Source organism: Streptomyces misionensis (assembly GCF_007896895.1).
GTDB lineage: Bacteria > Actinomycetota > Actinomycetes > Streptomycetales > Streptomycetaceae > Streptomyces > Streptomyces misionensis_A.
Window position 1 is genome coordinate 44,341 of record NZ_VOGW01000187.1, and the last position, 18,166, is coordinate 62,506.

Below are 18,166 nucleotides of genomic sequence, written 5' to 3' on the forward strand. Positions count from 1 at the left end.
ACCCTCGGGGGTTGGCCCATTCGTGTTTCACGTGAAACATCACTCGGCGATGAAGTCCTCGAGGTCGCGCACGATCGCGGCCTTGGGCTTGGCGCCGACGATGGTCTTGGCGACCTCGCCACCCTGGTAGACGTTCAGAGTCGGGATGGACATGACGCCGTACTTGGCGGCCGTGGCCGGGTTCTCGTCGATGTTGAGCTTGACGATCTCGATCTTGTCCCCGTGCTCGGCGGCGATCGCCTCAAGGGAAGGGGCGATCTGGCGGCACGGACCGCACCAGGCGGCCCAGAAGTCCACCAGCACGGGCTTGTCGTTCTTGAGGACGTCCTCCTCGAAGGAGGCGTCGGTCACGTTCTTCAGGGCGGCCACTCTGGGCTCCTTACCTTGGTCGTGGGGTAGGCGGGGAAGGAAAGCTGAGAGGAAGGCTCAGACCGCGGCGGTCTTCTCGGGCTCGGCCTTGTCCTCGTCCGCCAGGGCGGCGAGGAAGCGCTCGGCGTCCAGAGCGGCGGAGCAGCCGGTGCCGGCCGCGGTGATCGCCTGTCGGTAGGTGTGGTCGACCACGTCACCGGCGGCGAAGACACCGGTCACATTGGTGCGGGTGGACGGGGCGGCGACCTTCAGGTAGCCCTCCTCGTCGAGGTCCAGCTGGCCCTTGAACAGCTCGGTGCGCGGGTCGTGGCCGATCGCGATGAACAGCCCCGTCACGGGCAGCTCGGACAGCTCACCGGTCTTGACGTTGCGCAGCTTCAGCCCGGAGAGCTTCTGGTCGCCCTGGATCTCGGCGACCTCGCTGTCCCAGACGAACTTGATCTTCGGGTCGCCGAAGGCGCGCTCCTGCATCGCCTTGGAAGCACGCAGCGTGTCCCGGCGGTGGACGATCGTGACGGACTTGGCGAAGCGCGAGAGGAAGGTGGCCTCCTCCATCGCGGTGTCGCCGCCGCCGATCACGGCGATGTCCTGGTCCTTGAAGAAGAACCCGTCACAGGTGGCGCACCAGGAGACGCCGCGTCCGGAGAGCGCGTCCTCGTTCGGGAGGCCGAGCTTGCGGTGCTGGGAGCCCGTGGTGACGATGACGGCCTTCGCCTTGTGGACCGTGCCCGAGGTGTCGGTGACGGTCTTGATCTCACCGGTCAGATCGACCGAGACGATGTCGTCGGGGATCAGCTCGGCGCCGAAGCGCTCGGCCTGCGCCCGCATGTTGTCCATGAGGTCGGGGCCCATGATGCCGTCGCGGAAGCCCGGGAAGTTCTCCACCTCGGTGGTGTTCATCAGCGCACCACCGGCGGTGACGGCGCCTTCGAACACCAGCGGCTTCAGCGACGCACGGGCGGTGTACAGCGCCGACGTATAGCCTGCGGGCCCGGAGCCGATGATGATCACGTTACGGACGTCGCTCACGGCTTGATTCCTCGTCTCTGGTCTGCGTCAGTGACCGGTGGATGCCCCTTTCGGAGCTCTCACCCCACCCAACGGATCCTACGGGGCGCGCATTCCCGCTGTGTCCGGGCACACGCGTGCGGCACACGACGGAGCGAACGGGGACGCCACGCCGGACCGGGACCCGGCTCAGGGACGGGCGACGGGCTGCTTCAGAAGAACCTTGCCGACGGTGGTGGACGGCTGCCCCACACAGGCGGCGTCGACCACATAGGCGGTGACGCGCGCACTGTTCTGAGGATCGGGCAGGACCACGAGATAGGCGCTCTTCCCGGCGTAGGAGCCGTTCTTCGCCGCCAGTGCCTGCTCCCCTCGGGGAATCGCCTGCCGCACGCAGTCCGGAACCGGAACCTGCGGCTGGAGGAGCGTGTTCGCGCTCTCGGTCGACTGCGGGGTGTTCGGCTGGACGCCGCTGCCCGATCGCGGCTGCTGGGTGGCCGGGCTTCGCTGAAGGCCCTTCTTCGCTCCCAGCAGCTCCCGCACCTGGTTCTGGACGCTGGCGCCGGAGAAACTCTCCGCGGACGCGCTCGGCTTGCCGTGGGCCGTGGTGGACGTTCCGCCGCCGAGCGACTGGAGCACCAGCGCACCGGCACCCAGAACGGCGGCGGTCAGCACACCACCCAGCACCACGGCCCGGCGCCGCCGCCCGCTCCTTTCCCTGCCCGGCTTCCGCCCCGGCCCGGTCGCCGCATGCGGCCGACCGCCGGGACGGCCGACCGGAGCCGAGACCGCACGATCCGCCGGGGCCGCACGATCCGCCGGGGCCGATGTTTCACGTGAAACATCACCTGCGGGCTCCTCCTCAGGGGCAGAGGCATGGAGCAGAGCCTCGGCGGCAAGGGCGGCATCGATCCGCTGCGCCACGTCGGCCGGCATCGGCTCGTCCGCCGGGGAGGACCCCAGTAGCCCCCGGATCTCCTCCAACGAGGCGTAGATGTCCGCGCACAGCTCACAGGCGCCCAGATGACGCCGTACGTCCGTGCCTCGCCCGGCGGGGAGCAGGCCTTCGGCGAGGTCGGAGATCTCCGTGACGTCCGGGTGCCCGGCCGCGTCGGTCGTCGCTGTCACGCTCGCCCACCTCCGCCCTTCACTACGGCTGAATCGGTCGGTCCCGGGTCCCGGAGCCCTCCGTCGGAGGGCTCCGTTGCGGATGGGACGGAAGCCCCTTGCCCCCGGTTCCGTCCCCGGCCGCTCTCTTCCCCGCCGGACGATTCGGGCCGGGGGGCTCCCCCGCGGCTGGGACGCAGATGGGTGAGCAGCGGCAGCAGCCGGGCTCTGCCCCGGGCGCAGCGGCTCTTCACCGTCCCCGTCGGCACATCGAGGATCCGCGCCGCCTCGGCGACCGGATAGCCCTGCATGTCCACGAGGACCAGCGCGGCCCGCTGCTCCGGCGGCAGAGTGCCGAGCGCCTCGATGAGCTGGCGGTGCAGATCGTTGCGCTCGGCCGGCGCGGAGGCGGACTCGTGCGGCTCCAGCAGTTGCTCCAGCCGTTCGGTGTCGTCCACCGGGGCGGTCTTGCGGGAGGCCGCCTTGCGGGCGCGGTCCAGGCAGGCGTTGACCGTGATCCGGTGCAGCCAGGTCGTCACCGCCGACTGCCCCCGGAAGGTGTGCGCGGCCCGGTAGGCCGACACCAGGGCGTCCTGCACCGCGTCGGCGGCCTCCTCGCGGTCGCCCAGCGTCCTCAGCGCGACCGCCCAGAGCCGGTCCCGGTGCCGCCGTACGATCTCGCCGAAGGCATCGGGGTCGCCCTGCACATGGCGGGCGAGCAGGTCGTGGTCGCTCACACCGCCGTACTCGGCGCCCTCTGCCATCTGTCCCCTCCGGTCCGGGTGAGACGTCAGCCCGTGAACTTCACTTCGCCGATGGCCTGCTTGTAACCGGCGCTGGCGTACAGCTGGGAGTCGTAGCCGGAGTTCGGCACGGCCGTCAACCAGACGAGGACGTACCGCGTCTTCAGCTGCTTGGCGACCTTCACCGTAGCGGTGGTGCCGGTGGTGGTGGCACTGCCGATCCGGGTCATCGAGTCCAGCGACGCCGGGTTCAGCGAGTCCGCCGCGTACAGCTCCACCGTGGTGTGGTCGCCGCCGTAGCGCAGATCGAGGGTGGCGGTGCCGAGCTGCGTGGCCGAGCCGAGGTCGTAGACGATGCCGACACCCGGCTTGTACGGCGCGATGGACGGCCCCTCGTTGAAGGACTTCGTCTTCCAGTAGGTCGACGGATTGCCGTCGTACGTCTTGGCGACATCACCGGCGCTCTGGGCGTCGCCCTTGGCGACGAACTCCTGGCCGCCCTGGATCTTTATCGGCGTCGTCTGCGGCCGGCCGGCGGTCTTGTCGCCGTCGTCCGTGGTCTGGCTCTTGTTGGTGTCGTTCGACTTGCCGCCCTGGTCCATCAGGGCATCGGCCAGCTGCCAGCTGCCGAGACCGAGTGCGGCGATGAGGAGGGCGGAGACCGCCCACTTCAGGGCCTTTCCGGTGCGGCTCTGCAACGGGGGCGGCGGTGGCGCGATCGGCTGGGTGGCGCCGGGGTGCACTGCGGGGCGGCCGTAGGTGCCCTGCTGGTACGTGGTGCGCTGGTACTCCGGCGGTGCCGTGAACGTCGGCTCCGGCGGGCGGATGCGGGGCATCTCGCTGATCGCCTTCACCAGCTCCTCGGGAGTGGTGCACGCCGCTTCGTGCCGGGACGCGGTGGCACCGTCGTTGACGAGGGCCCGCATGGCCAGTTCGGACAGACCGCGGTGGATACCGGCCCGCACCTGGTCCGGTGCGATGAGGCCGACGTCCTTCGGGAGGCCGGACAGGCCGTAGGCGTCGTTCTCGTAGGGCCAGCGCTGGGTCAGCGCCGCGTACAGCAGGGCGCCGATGGCCTCGGTGTCCGTGCGCTGCGGGGTGTCGGAGCTGATGCCGCGCAGCGCGGCGTTCACGGCGAGGCCGCGGATGCGCCACTGCCCGGTCGAGGTGCGCAGCACGGCGTTGGGGTTCAGCCGCAGATGGGCAAGGCCCTCGCGGTGCGCGGCGGCCATGGCGGAGGCCACCTGACTGACCATCTGGTAGGCGTCGTGCGGTTCCAGCGGGCCGGCCGTGAGCAGCGTGGACAGCTCGGTGGCGTCGGGCAGCCATTCGTGCACGACGTAGACGAGGTCGTTCTCCTCGACGGCGTCGAGGACCTGGACGAAGCGCGGGTCGCCGAGCAGCGCGGAGGACCGTGCGGCGGCGAGCACGGACCGAGCCCGCGTATGATCCGCAGGCAGCACATGGACACCGACCGCCCGACGAAGCTTCTCGTCGACGGCACGCCAGCTGCTGAACCCGTCCAGTCGGGTGACGCACTCCTCCAGCCGGTAGCGTCTGGCGAGTTTGTGACCGCTGTGCAGTTCCGGAGGCGAGGCCTGCTTCAAGGAACCCTTCGCGTCACTCCCCTGCGCCCCGTCACCGTCCGTGTCCCGCTCCGGGTTCTTGGCCACCCCGTCGGCCGTGGACTGGTCCGCCTTCGCGGTCAGCGGCTGCTCGCCGCTGTTGTCTGCCACGTCGACGGCAGCCGTGCTCCGTTCCGCCACCGTCGTCCCTGCCTCCCCATCCGTTGCACGCTGTCCGACGCCGAAACCAATTGTGCCCACAGTCCGCCGCTATGCACGACACGCGGGGGCGGACGATGGTTGTGCCCCTACCCCCGCCTCAGCGACCCAGACGCCCGCGCACCATTCCCACGAGCGAGTTGAGTTCGTCGATCCGCATCCGGCGCGCGGCGACGAAGAAGACACCCAGCAGAACGGCTCCGCCGACGACCAGCGCCGCGAAGGAGCCGATGACGCCCTGGCCGAGGCTGTGCCCGATGCCGTAGCAGGCCGCGCCGCTGAGCAGGGCAGCCGGTACGGAGGCGATGCACAGCCGCGCGTATGTCCGCAGCACCCGGGCGCCGTCCAGGTCGCCGCCCAGCCGCTTGCGCAGCCGACGCCAGGCGACGACCACACCGATCGCGTAGGCGACGCCGTACGCGGCGGCCATGCCGGCGACCGCCCAGCGGGCCGGCAGCAGGAAGAAGCACAGCGCCGAAGCGCCCGCGTTGACCGCGGCGACGATGACGGTGTTGTAGAAGGGAGTGCGGGTGTCCTCGTAGGCGTAGAAGGCACGCAGGACGACGTACTGCACCGAGAACGGGATCAGGCCGAGACCGAAGGCCATCAGCATGTAGCCCATGTTGGTGGCCGAGCTGGTGCCAGAGCTGCCGAAGATCAGGGTGCACATCGGGATGCCCAGCGACACGAAGCCGAAGGCGACCGGGACGATGGCGACCGCGGTGGTCCGCAGGCCCTGCGAGATGTCGTCGCGTACGGCGCCGCCATCGCCCTCGGCGGCCGAGCGGGAGATGCGCGGCAGCAGGGCGGCCATCAGGGAGACCGTGATGATGGCCTGGGGCAGGCCCCAGATCAGCTGGGCGTTGGCGTAGGCGGCGAAGCCGGTGCCGGAGACGCCGGATTCCTTGCCGGCCGCGGTGGACAGCTGGGTGACGATCATGGCGCCGGCCTGGTTGGCGAGCACGAACAGGAACGTCCACTTGGCGAGCGCCGCCGCCTTGCCCAGACCGTGGCCGCGCCAGTCGAACCGCGGCCGGATCCGGAACCCGGTCTCGCGCAGATAGGGGATCATCGCCAGCGCCTGCACGACCAGGCCGAGCAGCACGCCGACGCCGAGCAGGCGCTGACCCTGCGGCGGAATGTTCGTGACCGTCATGTGGGAGTGCGCGGCGGTGCCGTAGACCCAGATGAACATGCCCAGCGTCACGATGATGACGATGTTGTTCAGGACCGGGGTCCACATCATCGCGCCGAACTTGCCGCGGGCGTTGAGGACCTGACCCATCACCACGTGGATGCCCATGAAGAAGATCGAGGGCAGGAAGTAGCGGGTGAAGGTGACCGCGACCTCATTGGCCGCCGGGTTGCTGGCGACCGGGTTGGACAGCATGCGGACCAGCAGGGGGGCCGCGAACATCGCGAGGGCGGTCAGCGCGGCCAGCGCCACCATGACGAGGGTCAGCAGCCGGTTGGCGAAGGCCTCGCCGCCGTCCTCGTCCTCCTTCATCGAGCGGACCAGCTGCGGCACGAAGACCGAGTTGAGGCCGCCGCCCACGGTGAGGATGTAGATCATGGTCGGCAGCTGGTAGGCGACCTGGAAGGAGTCGCCGAGGAAGCCGAGGCCGAGCGCGGAGACGATCAGCGCGGACCGGACGAAGCCGGTGAGCCGGGAGACCAGGGTGCCCGCCGCCATGACGGCGCTGGACTTCAGCAGCCCGCCGGCCTTGCCGCCCTTCTTCGCGGGGGCGGGAGCGGCGGTCGCGACGGAGGCCGCGGGTGCCATGGCCGCCTCGGCCGCGGGGCCCGCCGGACCCGCTGGCTCGGCGGCCCCGGCCGGAGCCGGCACCGGGGGCTGCATCGGGTTGTGGGCGGCGTACGGCGCGGACTGGTATCCGGCGCCCGCGTACGGGTTCGGCTGCTGCGGGTGCTGACCGTAGTCCGGCGGGTACTGCCCACCGGCCCCCTGACCGTTGCCCGGCGCCGCGGCGGGACCCGGGACGCCCGCGGAGTCCATCGGCAGATGGCCGCCGCTGTGCTGCTGGTCCTTGAAGAGATGGGCGAAGGCGTCCGGCTCGTGGTACTCCTCGCCGGAGTGCGAGACCAGGTCGTCCACCCCCACGAACTGGGTGGTGCGCGGATCGTCGCCGTAGGGCAGGTAGGGCGCCGCGCCGTCGGGCTCCGGGGCCGGGGTCTGCGCCCACACCCGCGGATCGGGTGCGTAGGGCGACTGGGCGGGCCGGCCGTACAGCGGCTGCTCGTGGCCGTCCGGGGGCGGCGGGGGGTGCGCGGCACGGTCGTAGAGCGCCTCGGCGACCGGGTCCTGGGCGGTCAGGTCGTGCGCCCGGTAGGGGTCCTGCTCGTAGGCGTCCTGGAGGTACATGTCCGCCGCTTGCTGCGGCGGCACCTGGCCGGGGTCGGGCGGCGTCTCGGGGTAGCCCGAGCCGGCCGCGCCCTGGCCGCGGTCACCGTCGTACGGCGCGTTCATGCCTTACCCCACCTCATCGTCCCGGGCCCACCGGCCACGACATCGCTCAACGGTCCACTCTCTCACCCGTCCCGGACGGGTCGGTGCTTTCCGGTGCGGTGTCCGGCGCAGGGTCACTCGGCTGCTCCGGGTCGTCTGCCCCGGAGGCGGAGTCGGACTCCCCCGGGAGACGGTCCCCGGGCCCGTCGGGGTTCCCCGGCTCGTCGGAGTGCTCCCCCGCCTCGCCCGGTCCGCCCTCCCCGGCCTGGCGGGCGGCCGCGCGCTTGCGCTGGGTGTACATCCGGAAGCCGGCGAGGACGAGGAGCAGCACACCGCCGCCGATGACCAGCATCACCGTGGGCGTGACCTCGGTGACCTTCACATCGAAGGTGACGGGGGCGCCGTACTCCTGGCCGTCCTCGGTGTACAGCTGGGCGGTCACCGTCGCCCGGCCGTTGGCGTTGGCCGACGTGCTGAACTTCACCGACTGGGCGTGGCCGCCGGCGATGTCGACGCGCTGCTCCGAGTAGGCCTTGCCGCCGATCTTCAGACGGGTCGGCATGGTCGAGCTGAGGCGCAGCACCAGATGGCCGACCGGCTGGACCAGGTTGTTCTGGACGGTCACCGGGATGGTCGCGCTGCGTCCGGAGAGCTTGGTCTCCGACTTGTCGATCAGCTTGACCTGCCGGGACAGATCGTCGAGCCACGACTCGACCCCGCTGCGGTAGCTGTCACCCGCCTCTTCCCGGCCGCGCCACGACGTGGACATCCCGCGGTTTATGGCCCGCCCGAACGGCGTCACCACGCGGGACTGGTCGGAGAGGATCACCTGGAAGTTGTCGAGCTTGTCCTGGGTGCTGGCGATCTGCCCGAAGGCCGAGACCGGCAGCTCCTGCCGGCGCAGGGCGGAGGGGTAGGCGGAGGTCGAGGGGATGCGCGTGGTGGCGTTCGGGTCGGGCTTGGCCTTGGCCGCCGCGGTCAGGTCCTGGGCCTGGGACCAGGTACCGCCTTGGAGCGCCTTCACCGCCGTGGCCATCGCCTGGACCTGGGCCGCGGTGGGCATGCGCTGCGGCGCGACGACGATGCTGCGCTGCTGGTCCGTCTGGGCGTTGATCTCCAGGCTCTGGGCCAGGAACTGCTGGACGGCGAGTGTGGCCGGGCCGGCCTTCGTCAGGTCGCCCTCGAAGGCCGTGGACAGCTTGGCGTCGGCGACGATCGCCGTGGTGCCGCCGCCGACCGGACGGGCCGCCGAGGGCGTGTACGACAGCCCGTCGGTCTCCTGGAGGCTGTCGCTGCGGGCGATCACCCGGTCGGCGCCGGCCGAGGTCGCGACCCTCATGATCGACGGGTCGACGGCGCCGTCCACGGGCCACGCGTAGTCCGTGCTCGGTGTGACATGGAGCACGGTCTTCACGGTGGTGGCGGCGACGTCGGTGGCGTCCTTGAGGTGGCTCAGGGAGCCGGTGACGCTGGTGCCGCGGTGGGCGAGGGAGGCGAGATCCGGGTCGGCGAAGGGCAGTGCGACGACCTCCTTGCCCACGACCGCCTTCTGGAGATCCGCCAGCCACTGCTTGGCGAGCGCCTGGTGATCCTTGGGGCCGGGCGTGGTGGTGCCGCCGTCTCCCGGCAGCTGGTAGTTGCCCGATGCCATGGCGTCCACGGAGGCCAGCAGGTCCGGGTCGATCACCCAGGTGACGTCCAGGTCCTTGCCCAGGTCGACCATCTGGGCCAGACGGCCGCCCGGCGCCAGCTCCTTGGCCAGGTCGTCGTTGAGGAACTCGGGCGTCTGCAGCTCGCCGGCGCCGGTTCTGGCCGTCATGTGGACGGTCGACAGCAGCGGCCACAGGACCGTCGTCCGCGTCTTGGTGCCGGCGTCGGACGGCTGCCACGGCAGGAACGTCCGCTGCACGCCGAGCAGCTGCTGCCAGGGCTGCGCGGAGGTCTGCCCGGACAGCGCGACCCCGAATTCATAGACGCCGTCCGCGCCGAGGTCCAGCTTGTCCACCGGGACGGAGATGCTGAAGTGCTCGGCGATGCCCGGCGCCAGCTTGGCGAACTTCTGCTCGTACTTGCCGCCGATCTCGGTGCCGCCGGCGCCCTGGAGATCGTCGGGGTGGCGGGCCACCGAGCTGATCTCCGAGCGGGTGTTCAGCATCGGCCCGACCCGCAGGCCCACATGGGCGCCGGTGACGGTCTGCTTGCCGTTGTTGGTCACCGTGCCGGAGACGGTCAGGGTGTCGCCGTCGGTGGGGGCGCCTGGGCTCAGCGAGTCCAGGGAGACCGACACCGGATCCCCGGACGCGGCCTGGGCGGGCGCGGCGGCGGGCAGCTGGAGCAGTCCGGCCAGCAGTGGCGCCCCGGCGAGCAGCGCTCCGGTGCGCCGCAGCCAGCGGCGCGCAGGTGAGGCACTGGTCCCCTGGAAGTCAGCCGCCTCGGCCACGCGCTCGCCCGTCCCTCGTCGTCGTCAGTGGTCGTCGGAATGTGCGTCCCCGCATGGTAACGATGCGCGCGGAGCGGAAGTGCCGCGGTCTCGTCACAAGATCGCCGAGCGGCGACGACCTGTCCTCTATATCCAGTATCGAGGGGAGAGAGGTCGTACGCCGCAAGGGCAGCGCTTGCACGGGTATGCCGGGAGCTGTCCGCACCCCGCCCCGGCGGGACGGCCCGCGCCTTATGGGGGAGCCCCGGAGGGCCCGGGCCACGTACCCTCTTCTGTTGTGCCGAACCCCAACGAAGACACTCCCTCCGCCCTGAGCCAGGCGCAGCAGCGCGCGGTCACCGAGCTGCTGCGGGTGGCGCCGGTCGCCGACGATCTCGCCCGCCGATTCCAGGAGGCCGGGTTCTCCCTCGCCCTGGTCGGCGGGTCGGTGCGCGACGCACTGCTCGGCCGGCTCGGCAACGATCTGGACTTCACCACCGATGCCCGCCCCGAGGACGTACTGAAGATCGTCCGGCCTTGGGCGGACGCCGTCTGGGAGGTGGGGATCGCCTTCGGCACCGTAGGCGCCCAGAAGGACGGCTATCAGATCGAGGTCACCACCTACCGGTCGGAGGCGTACGACCGCACCTCGCGCAAGCCCGAGGTGTCCTACGGCGACTCCATCGAGGAGGACCTGGTCCGCCGGGACTTCACGGTCAACGCGATGGCCGTGGCACTGCCGGCGAAGGAGTTCATCGATCCGCACGGTGGCCTGGAGGACCTCGCGGCACGGGTGCTGCGGACGCCGGGCACACCGGAGGAGTCCTTCTCGGACGACCCGCTGCGGATGATGCGCGCCGCGCGCTTCGCCGCCCAGCTGGACTTCGAGGTCGCGCCCGAGGTCGTCACCGCCATGGCGGACATGGCGGGGCGCATCGAGATCGTCTCGGCGGAACGGGTCCGGGACGAGCTGAACAAGCTGGTTCTCTCCGAGCACCCGCGCAAGGGGCTGACCCTGCTCGTCGACAGCGGGCTCGCCGATCATGTGCTGCCCGAGCTGCCGGCGCTGCGTCTGGAGCGTGACGAGCACCACCGGCACAAGGACGTCTACGAGCACACGCTGATCGTCCTGGAGCAGGCGATCGCGCTGGAGGAGAACGGCCCCGACCTCACGCTGCGGCTGGCCGCGCTGCTGCATGACATCGGCAAGCCGCGCACCCGCCGCTTCGAGAAGGACGGCCGGGTCTCCTTCCACCACCACGAGGTGGTCGGCGCCAAGATGACCAAGAAGCGCATGACCGCCCTGAAGTACTCCAACGAGCTGGTGAAGGACGTCTCGCGGCTGGTCGAGCTCCATCTGCGCTTCCACGGCTACGGCACCGGGGAGTGGACGGACTCGGCGGTCCGCCGCTACGTCCGTGACGCGGGCCCCCTGCTGGAACGCCTGCACAAGCTGACCCGCTCCGATTGCACCACCCGCAACAAGAGGAAGGCGACCGCGCTGTCCCGGGCCTATGACGGCCTGGAGGAGCGCATCGCCCAGTTGCAGGAGCAGGAGGAGCTGGACGCGATCCGCCCGGACCTCGACGGCAACCAGATCATGGAGATCCTGGGCGTCGGTCCCGGCCCGGTGATCGGCAAGGCGTACAAGCACCTGCTGGAGCTGCGGCTGGAGAACGGTCCGATGGAGCGCGATGCCGCGGTGGCCGCGCTCAAGGAGTGGTGGGCCGGGCAGGAGTGAGCGCAGGGGCCCGGCCGGTGTTTCACGTGAAACATCCTTCGGGCCGACCGTGCCGAGGGTCGATGTTTCACGTGAAACATCGACCCTCTTTCCGTGTCTCTGCCCCGCGCAGCCGCTCGAAGTGCGCCAAGAAGACGGCCACGACCGCGTAGATCGCGGCCACCAGGGCGACCAGTGCCGGTGATCTGCCATCCGGCGGGAGTATCAGGGCCGCCACCCCGGCCGCACCGACGAAGGCCACGTTGAAGAGCACGTCGTAGACCGAGAAGACCCGCCCCCGGAAGCCGTCGTCCACGCCGGCCTGGACGATGGTGTCGGTGGCGATCTTGGCGCCCTGGGTGATCAGCCCGAGCACGAACACCGCGACGAGCAGCGGTGCGGTGGCGAAGGGCAGACCGAGCGCGGGTTCCAGCAGCGCGGCCGCCGCCGAGCACACCACGATCCAGCGGATCGGTCCCAGCCGTCCCGCCGCCCAGGGTGTCACCACGGCCGCCACGAAGAATCCCGCGCCGGAGAGGGCCAGCGCCAGGCCGAGCAGCCGCAGTCCCTCCTCGGGTGTGGCCGCGAGGGAGTAGCGGCAGAGCATGAGCAGCAGGACGAGGAGCGCGCCGTAGCAGAAGCGCATCAGCGTCATCGAGCCCAGCGCCCAGGCCGCGCCCCTGCGTCCCGGGGTGGCCAGGTGCCTCATGGCCGCGAACAGATCGCGCGCCGTGTCGGCGAGCGCGGTCGTCAGATGCGGTTGCAGCTGCTGCCGGTCGGGGCCGAGGAGGGTGGGGGCCATGCTCAGGGAGACGGCTGCCGCGCACAGATACAGAAAGGCGCCCAGCAGCACCACGGCGGCATCGGACCCCGAGGAGAGCAGCCGTACCCCGAAGGCGAGTCCGCCGCCGACCGTCGCGGCGAGCGTGCCGGCCGTCGGGGACAGGGAGTTGGCGATCACCAGTCGATCGGTGTCGACCACCCGGGGCAGGGCTGCGGACAGCCCGGCCAGGATGAAGCGGTTGACGGCCGTGACACACAGCGCGGAGGCGTAGAAGAGCCAGGCCGGTACGTGGCCCGCCATCAGCAGGGCGGTGCCGGCAGCCAGCAGCGCGCGCAGCAGATTGCCGTGGACGAACACCTGACGGCGCCGCCAGCGGTCCAGCAGGACGCCCGCGAAGGGGCCGATGAGCGAGTAGGGGAGCAGCAGCACCGCCATCGCAGAGGCGATCGCGGCGGGCGAGGTCTGTTTCTCGGGGGAGAAGACGACATAGGCGGCGAGCGCGATCTGGTAGACACCGTCGGCGCCCTGGGACAGCAGACGGACGTACAGCAGACGCCGGAAGTACCGCAGGCGCAGCAGGACGCGCAGGTCACGGACGACGGGCATGGGGCACAGCCTCACATATGCGGAAGGTCCCCGGGTCGGAGGACCCGGGGACCTTCACAGCCCTGGCAGGAGCGATTTTTGTGCGAGCGGTTCCACGCCGGGGCGCGTCGCGTCACGCGCCGCCAGCGCGCCGCGCTGGGCCGAGTTAGCGCTCGACCTCGCCGCGGATGAACTTCTCGACGTTCTCGCGGGCCTCGTCGTCGAAGTACTGGACCGGCGGGGACTTCATGAAGTAGGAGGACGCGGAGAGCACGGGGCCACCGATGCCGCGGTCCTTGGCGATCTTCGCGGCGCGCAGGGCGTCGATGATGACACCGGCGGAGTTCGGGGAGTCCCAGACTTCGAGCTTGTACTCCAGGTTCAGCGGAACGTCACCGAAGGCGCGGCCCTCGAGGCGGACGTACGCCCACTTGCGGTCGTCCAGCCAGGCCACGTAGTCGGACGGGCCGATGTGGACGTTCTTCTCGCCGAGGTCCCGGTCGGGGATCTGGGAGGTGACGGCCTGCGTCTTGGAGATCTTCTTGGACTCGAGACGCTCGCGCTCGAGCATGTTCTTGAAGTCCATGTTGCCGCCGACGTTCAGCTGCATCGTGCGGTCCAGGATGACACCGCGGTCCTCGAACAGCTTGGCCATGACGCGGTGCGTGATGGTGGCGCCGACCTGGGACTTGATGTCGTCACCGACGATCGGGACACCGGCCTCGGTGAACTTGTCCGCCCACTCCTTGGTACCGGCGATGAAGACCGGAAGGGCGTTGACGAAGGCGACCTTGGCGTCGATGGCGCACTGGGCGTAGAACTTCGCCGCGTCCTCGGAGCCGACCGGCAGGTAGCAGACCAGGACGTCGACCTGCTTGTCCTTCAGGATCTGGACGACGTCGACCGGCTCGGCGTCCGACTCCTCGATGGTGGCGCGGTAGTACTTGCCGAGGCCGTCGAGGGTGTGGCCGCGCTGCACGGTGATGCCGGTGTTCGGCACGTCGCAGATCTTGATGGTGTTGTTCTCGGAGGCGCCGATGGCGTCCGCCAGGTCGAGGCCGACCTTCTTGGCGTCCACGTCGAACGCGGCCACGAACTCGATGTCACGCACGTGGTAGTCACCGAACTGCACGTGCATCAGACCGGGGACCTTGGCCGCCGGGTCGGCGTCCTTGTAGTACTCGACTCCCTGCACCAGCGACGCGGCGCAGTTGCCCACGCCGACGATGGCTACGCGAACCGAACCCATTCCGGTTGCTCCCTGTGTGTACGAGTGAGGCCCTGACTGGGACTCACGTGGCGGTGTCGTCGGGCGTATCCGTCCGGGAGGTGTCCCCCGGACGGGGCAGGCCGCCCGTCGATCCAGTGGTGGTGTCCTGTTGAGCGGACCCCCCGGACGCGGAACCCCTCAGGTCCCGTCCGGCTCGCTCGCTCTCGATGAGCTCGTTCAGCCAGCGCACTTCGCGCTCCACGGACTCCATTCCGTGGCGCTGGAGCTCAAGTGTGTAGTCGTCCAGCCGCTCCCGCGTACGAGCCAGGGAGGCGCGCATCTTCTCCAAGCGCTCCTCCAGGCGGCTGCGCCGGCCCTCCAGCACGCGCATGCGCACATCGCGCGAGGTCTGCCCGAAGAAGGCGAACCGTGCGGCGAAGTGCTCGTCCTCGTACGCGTCGGGGCCGGTCTGCGAAAGCAGGTCCTCGAAGTGCTCCTTACCTTCCGCCGTCAACCGGTAGACGATCTTGGCGCGGCGTCCGGCGAGGGGAGCGGCGAGGGCGTCCTCGTGGGTGTTGCCGGGTTCCTCGGTCAACCAGCCGTTGGCGAGCAACGTCTTGAGGCAGGGATACAAGGTCCCGTAGCTGAACGCACGGAACACACCCAGGGACGTATTGAGTCGTTTACGCAGCTCATAGCCGTGCATGGGGGACTCGCGCAGCAGGCCGAGCACGGCGAACTCAAGGATGCCGGAGCGCCGGCTCATCGTCGCCTCCTCTCGGCCCGCGGTTTCCTCCGCGGGTCTCTCCGTGCCTCTCAACGCGTCTTTATCTCGCGCTGATGTATCGACTCGATACATCCCGACGATAGAACGGCGTATCCCAGGGGACAAGGGGGGCGGTGGTGAACGGGATCACATAACCGATTCGTAGGAGGCAACTTGCCTGGTTTGCGGTGAACTTCGGGGCTCGGCGGGTTTTGGCGGTGCGTAGTCTGTGCGGCATGCAGACCACCGGGAACCATGCGACGCCTGGGGAGCGTCGTCGTCCCCGGTGCAGTACGGGTGAATGCGTGACCGACCGCATCCGTACGCCGGGGGGACCGGAAACCAGCCGCCGTTCCAGGCGCGCACGGGTGCGCCTGCCCGAGGAGTAATCGTTCGATGAGCGAGCACCGTCGCAAACCGCCGCAGCCGCAGGGAGGCGGACGTGCCGCGGCCCGACGTGGCCAGCCCGGCTCGTCCCCCGGCCGCCGCGCGGCACCGCGAGGCGCCAGCGGATCGCCTGCCGACTCTCCGGGAGACACGGAGCGGCCGCTCGGCGGCCGCGCCGAGGCCCGGCGCGCGGCCCAGAGAAACGGCGGCGGACGCCGCAGGGCCGAACCCGGGGGCCGCCGCGGCGGCCCGGGCGGGCCCACCGGACCAGGGCGCGGCCGGGGACGTACGGCACCGCCCGGCAAGAAGCGGATCATCGACTATCCCCGCGCGAACAAGTACGGATGGCGCCGCTGGGTGCCGTCCTGGAAGCTCGTGTCGGGCATGTTCATCGGCTTCGTCGGCTGCCTGGTGGCCGTGGCCGGCATCGGGTACGCGATGGTGAGCGTCCCCGACGTGGCCAAGACGGCGACGGCCCAGAACAACGTCTACTACTGGTCCGACAAATCGGTGATGGTCGCCACCGGCGGTGAGACCAACCGCCAGATCATCAACTACGAGGACATCCCCAGGGAGATGCGCTACGCCGTCATCTCCCAGGAGAACAAGACCTTCGAGACGGACAGCGGTGTCGACCCGGCGGGCATCGGGCGCGCGATCTTCAACATGGCCCGGGGCGGTCAGACCCAGGGCGGTTCGACGATCACCCAGCAGTACGTGAAGAACGCCATGCTGGACGACCAGTCGCAGACCCTCTCCCGCAAGTTCAAGGAGATCTTCGTCGCGATCAAGGTGGGCGCCACCGTCCCCAAGCCGAAGATCATGGCCGGCTATCTGAACTCGGCGTACTTCGGCCGCGGCGCCTACGGCATCCAGGCGGCCGCCCGTGCCTACTTCAACGTCGACGCCAAGGACCTCAACCCGGGCCAGTGCGCCTTCCTGTCGGCGATGCTGAAGGGCGCCACCTACTACGATCCGGCCGGCGCGACGTCCCTCGACCCCAACGCCACGGCGCAGGCGAACCAGAAGCGCGCCCTGGGGCAGATGCAGGACACCCTCGACAAGATGGTCAAGTACGGCCACCTCAGCGCCGCCGAGCGCGACAAGTACCGCACGCTGCCGCACTGGCAGAACCCGCGGTCCAACAGCCGGCTCAGCGGTCAGGTCGGTTACCTGGTCGACCTCGCCAAGTCCTACCTGATCAACAACAGCGACAAGACCCACGTCACCGCGGACGATCTGCAGAAGGGCGGCTACCGGATCTACACGACCTTCGACAAGAAGAAGGTCAACGCGCTGGAAGCCGCCGTCAAGAACGTCCGGGACGCCAACATCAAGCCCAAGCAGCGCCCGGATACGGACACCCACGTCCAGTTCGGCGGTGCCTCGGTGGACCCGGCGTCGGGTGCCATCAAGGCCATCTACGGCGGTGAGGACGCGACCAAGCACTTCACCGACAACGCCGACTCGACCGGTGCCCAGGTGGGTTCGACGTTCAAGCCCTTCGTGCTGGCGGCCGCGATGAAGTGGGGTGTCCGGGACCCGCACGGCCCGCCGGACCAGGGGTCCGACCAGCGCACGATCGTCTCCCCCAAGAGCCTGTACAGCGGCAAGAACAAGCTGAAGATCGAGAAGTACGACCACACGGTCTGGACCGACAAGGACGGCAAGGAGTGGCTCCAGACCAACGACGGCGATGACAACGTCGGCAACCCGCCGGACTACAAGATCGACCTCCGCGAGGCGATGCAGTTCTCGGTGAACTCCGCCTATGTGCAGCTCGGCATGGACGTGGGCCTGGACAAGGTGAAGCAGTCCGCGCTCGACGCGGGTGTGCTGGAGAGCAGCCTGGCCAGCGCCAACTACCCGTCCTTCTCGATCGGTACCTCCGACCCGAGCGCCATCCGCATGGCCGGGGCCTACGGCACCTTCGCCGCCAGCGGGAAGCAGAACGATCCGTACTCGGTCGACAGGGTCGAGAACAAGGACGGGGTCGTCTTCACGCACAAGGCGGCGCCGAAGGACGCCTTCGACCCGAACGTGGCGAACAACGTCACCGACGTCCTGCGGACCGTGGTCGACAAGGGCACGGGTACCAGCGCCCGGCTGCCCGGGCGTGAGGTGGCCGGCAAGACCGGTACCACCGACGGCAACAAGTCGGCCTGGTTCGTCGGCTACACCCCGCAGCTGTCCACCGCGATCAGCATGTTCCGTCTGGACGACAACGCGAACAACAAGCAGCGGACGTTCCTGGAGATGTACGGAACGGGCGGCCAGAAGAAGATCCACGGTGCCTCGTTCCCGGCGGAGATCTGGCACGACTACATGGCCGAGGCGCTCCAGGGCCAGCCGGCGCTGACCTTCCCGGCGCCCCAGCCCATCGGCATGGTCGTCAACCCCGAGCCGACTCCGACGCCGTCCCCGTCGATCACGCAGAGCCCGTCCTCCAGCCCGAGCACGAGCCCGTCGCCGAGCGACAGCGGGCCCTCCCCGAGCCCGTCGAACAGCCAGACCTGCGGCTTCTTCGGCTGCAGCGACGGCGGCAACGGCAATGGCAACGGCGGGGGCAATGGCAATGGCAACGGCGGGGGCAACGGCAACGGCAACGGCGGCCCCGGCGGGGGCGGTGGTCCGTCTCCCTCGACGTCGGCCACCGATCCCAACGGAGACAACCGGGGCACCGGCCCGGGAGGCTTCTGGGGAGACCCGACGGGCTGACCCGGCCGTCCGGCCGATTGGCGGTCATATCGCCCGCCATATGCGTTTCACGTGAAACATGGGCCGCCGCACCGCGAGGTGCGGCGGCCCTCCGCGTTTTCC

12 protein-coding genes are annotated in these 18,166 nt (G+C 69.9%); 2 read left to right on the forward strand and 10 right to left on the reverse strand.

Annotated features, from left to right (window positions below; genetic code table 11):
* Positions 1-39: 39 nt before the first annotated feature.
* The 7 genes from trxA to FRZ03_RS32845 form a co-directional block, all read right to left on the reverse strand.
* Positions 40-369, reverse strand: a complete 330-nt coding sequence (gene trxA / locus FRZ03_RS32815) for a thioredoxin (protein ID WP_070028846.1) — start codon at positions 367-369, stop codon at positions 40-42.
* Between the two features lie 57 nt (positions 370-426).
* On the reverse strand, positions 427-1,398 hold the full coding sequence (gene trxB, locus FRZ03_RS32820; RefSeq protein WP_146468712.1) for a thioredoxin-disulfide reductase: 972 nt from the start codon (positions 1,396-1,398) through the stop codon (positions 427-429).
* Positions 1,399-1,566: 168 nt separating this feature from the next.
* Positions 1,567-2,505 carry an anti-sigma factor family protein gene (locus FRZ03_RS32825; RefSeq protein WP_146468713.1) on the reverse strand — a complete coding sequence of 313 codons (939 nt, stop codon included), beginning with the start codon at positions 2,503-2,505 and terminating at the stop codon, positions 1,567-1,569.
* Complete coding sequence (gene sigM, locus FRZ03_RS32830) at positions 2,502-3,248, reverse strand: RNA polymerase sigma factor SigM (RefSeq protein WP_146468714.1); 747 nt, start codon at positions 3,246-3,248, stop codon at positions 2,502-2,504. Before sigM ends, FRZ03_RS32825 begins: the two co-directional genes overlap by 4 nt.
* Positions 3,249-3,274: 26 nt before the next feature.
* Positions 3,275-4,993 (reverse strand): protein kinase family protein, encoded by a 1,719-nt coding sequence (locus tag FRZ03_RS32835; RefSeq protein WP_146468715.1) that lies wholly within the window; start codon positions 4,991-4,993, stop codon positions 3,275-3,277.
* A 118-nt stretch (positions 4,994-5,111) separates the two neighbouring features.
* On the reverse strand, positions 5,112-7,496 hold the full coding sequence (murJ, locus tag FRZ03_RS32840; RefSeq protein WP_146468716.1) for a murein biosynthesis integral membrane protein MurJ: 2,385 nt from the start codon (positions 7,494-7,496) through the stop codon (positions 5,112-5,114).
* Between the two features lie 46 nt (positions 7,497-7,542).
* On the reverse strand, positions 7,543-9,915 hold the full coding sequence (locus tag FRZ03_RS32845; protein WP_146468717.1) for a DUF6049 family protein: 2,373 nt from the start codon (positions 9,913-9,915) through the stop codon (positions 7,543-7,545).
* Between the two features lie 277 nt (positions 9,916-10,192).
* Here FRZ03_RS32845 and FRZ03_RS32850 point away from each other — a divergent pair, with 277 nt between their 5' ends.
* Positions 10,193-11,635 carry a CCA tRNA nucleotidyltransferase gene (locus FRZ03_RS32850; protein ID WP_146468718.1) on the forward strand — a complete coding sequence of 481 codons (1,443 nt, stop codon included), beginning with the start codon at positions 10,193-10,195 and terminating at the stop codon, positions 11,633-11,635.
* A 67-nt stretch (positions 11,636-11,702) separates the two neighbouring features.
* Here FRZ03_RS32850 and FRZ03_RS32855 read toward each other — a convergent pair whose 3' ends face one another.
* The 3 genes from FRZ03_RS32855 to FRZ03_RS32865 all read right to left on the reverse strand — a co-directional run bounded on the left by FRZ03_RS32855 (position 11,703) and on the right by FRZ03_RS32865 (position 14,959).
* A complete protein-coding gene (locus tag FRZ03_RS32855; RefSeq protein ID WP_146468719.1) occupies positions 11,703-13,004 on the reverse strand; it encodes an MFS transporter in 1,302 nt (433 codons plus the stop codon).
* 145 nt (positions 13,005-13,149) lie between these two features.
* On the reverse strand, positions 13,150-14,232 hold the full coding sequence (locus FRZ03_RS32860) for an inositol-3-phosphate synthase (RefSeq protein WP_070028837.1): 1,083 nt from the start codon (positions 14,230-14,232) through the stop codon (positions 13,150-13,152).
* Between the two features lie 43 nt (positions 14,233-14,275).
* On the reverse strand, positions 14,276-14,959 hold the full coding sequence (locus FRZ03_RS32865) for a PadR family transcriptional regulator (protein WP_146468720.1): 684 nt from the start codon (positions 14,957-14,959) through the stop codon (positions 14,276-14,278).
* Positions 14,960-15,355: 396 nt separating this feature from the next.
* Between FRZ03_RS32865 and FRZ03_RS32870 the strand changes: the two genes are divergently transcribed.
* Complete coding sequence (locus FRZ03_RS32870) at positions 15,356-18,064, forward strand: transglycosylase domain-containing protein (protein ID WP_146468721.1); 2,709 nt, start codon at positions 15,356-15,358, stop codon at positions 18,062-18,064.
* The last annotated feature ends 102 nt before the right edge of the window (positions 18,065-18,166 follow it).

What these genes read in the sequence shown, in the direction of transcription:
- sigM (WP_146468714.1), bottom strand. Translation starts at nt 3,248, where the DNA reads ATGGCAGAGGGCGCCGAGTACGGCGGTGTGAGCGACCACGACCTGCTC.
- murJ (WP_146468716.1), bottom strand. Translation starts at nt 7,496, where the DNA reads ATGAACGCGCCGTACGACGGTGACCGCGGCCAGGGCGCGGCCGGCTCG.
- FRZ03_RS32855 (WP_146468719.1), bottom strand. Translation starts at nt 13,004, where the DNA reads ATGCCCGTCGTCCGTGACCTGCGCGTCCTGCTGCGCCTGCGGTACTTC.
- FRZ03_RS32860 (WP_070028837.1), bottom strand. Translation starts at nt 14,232, where the DNA reads ATGGGTTCGGTTCGCGTAGCCATCGTCGGCGTGGGCAACTGCGCCGCG.
- FRZ03_RS32865 (WP_146468720.1), bottom strand. Translation starts at nt 14,959, where the DNA reads ATGAGCCGGCGCTCCGGCATCCTTGAGTTCGCCGTGCTCGGCCTGCTG.
- FRZ03_RS32870 (WP_146468721.1), top strand. Translation starts at nt 15,356, where the DNA reads ATGAGCGAGCACCGTCGCAAACCGCCGCAGCCGCAGGGAGGCGGACGT.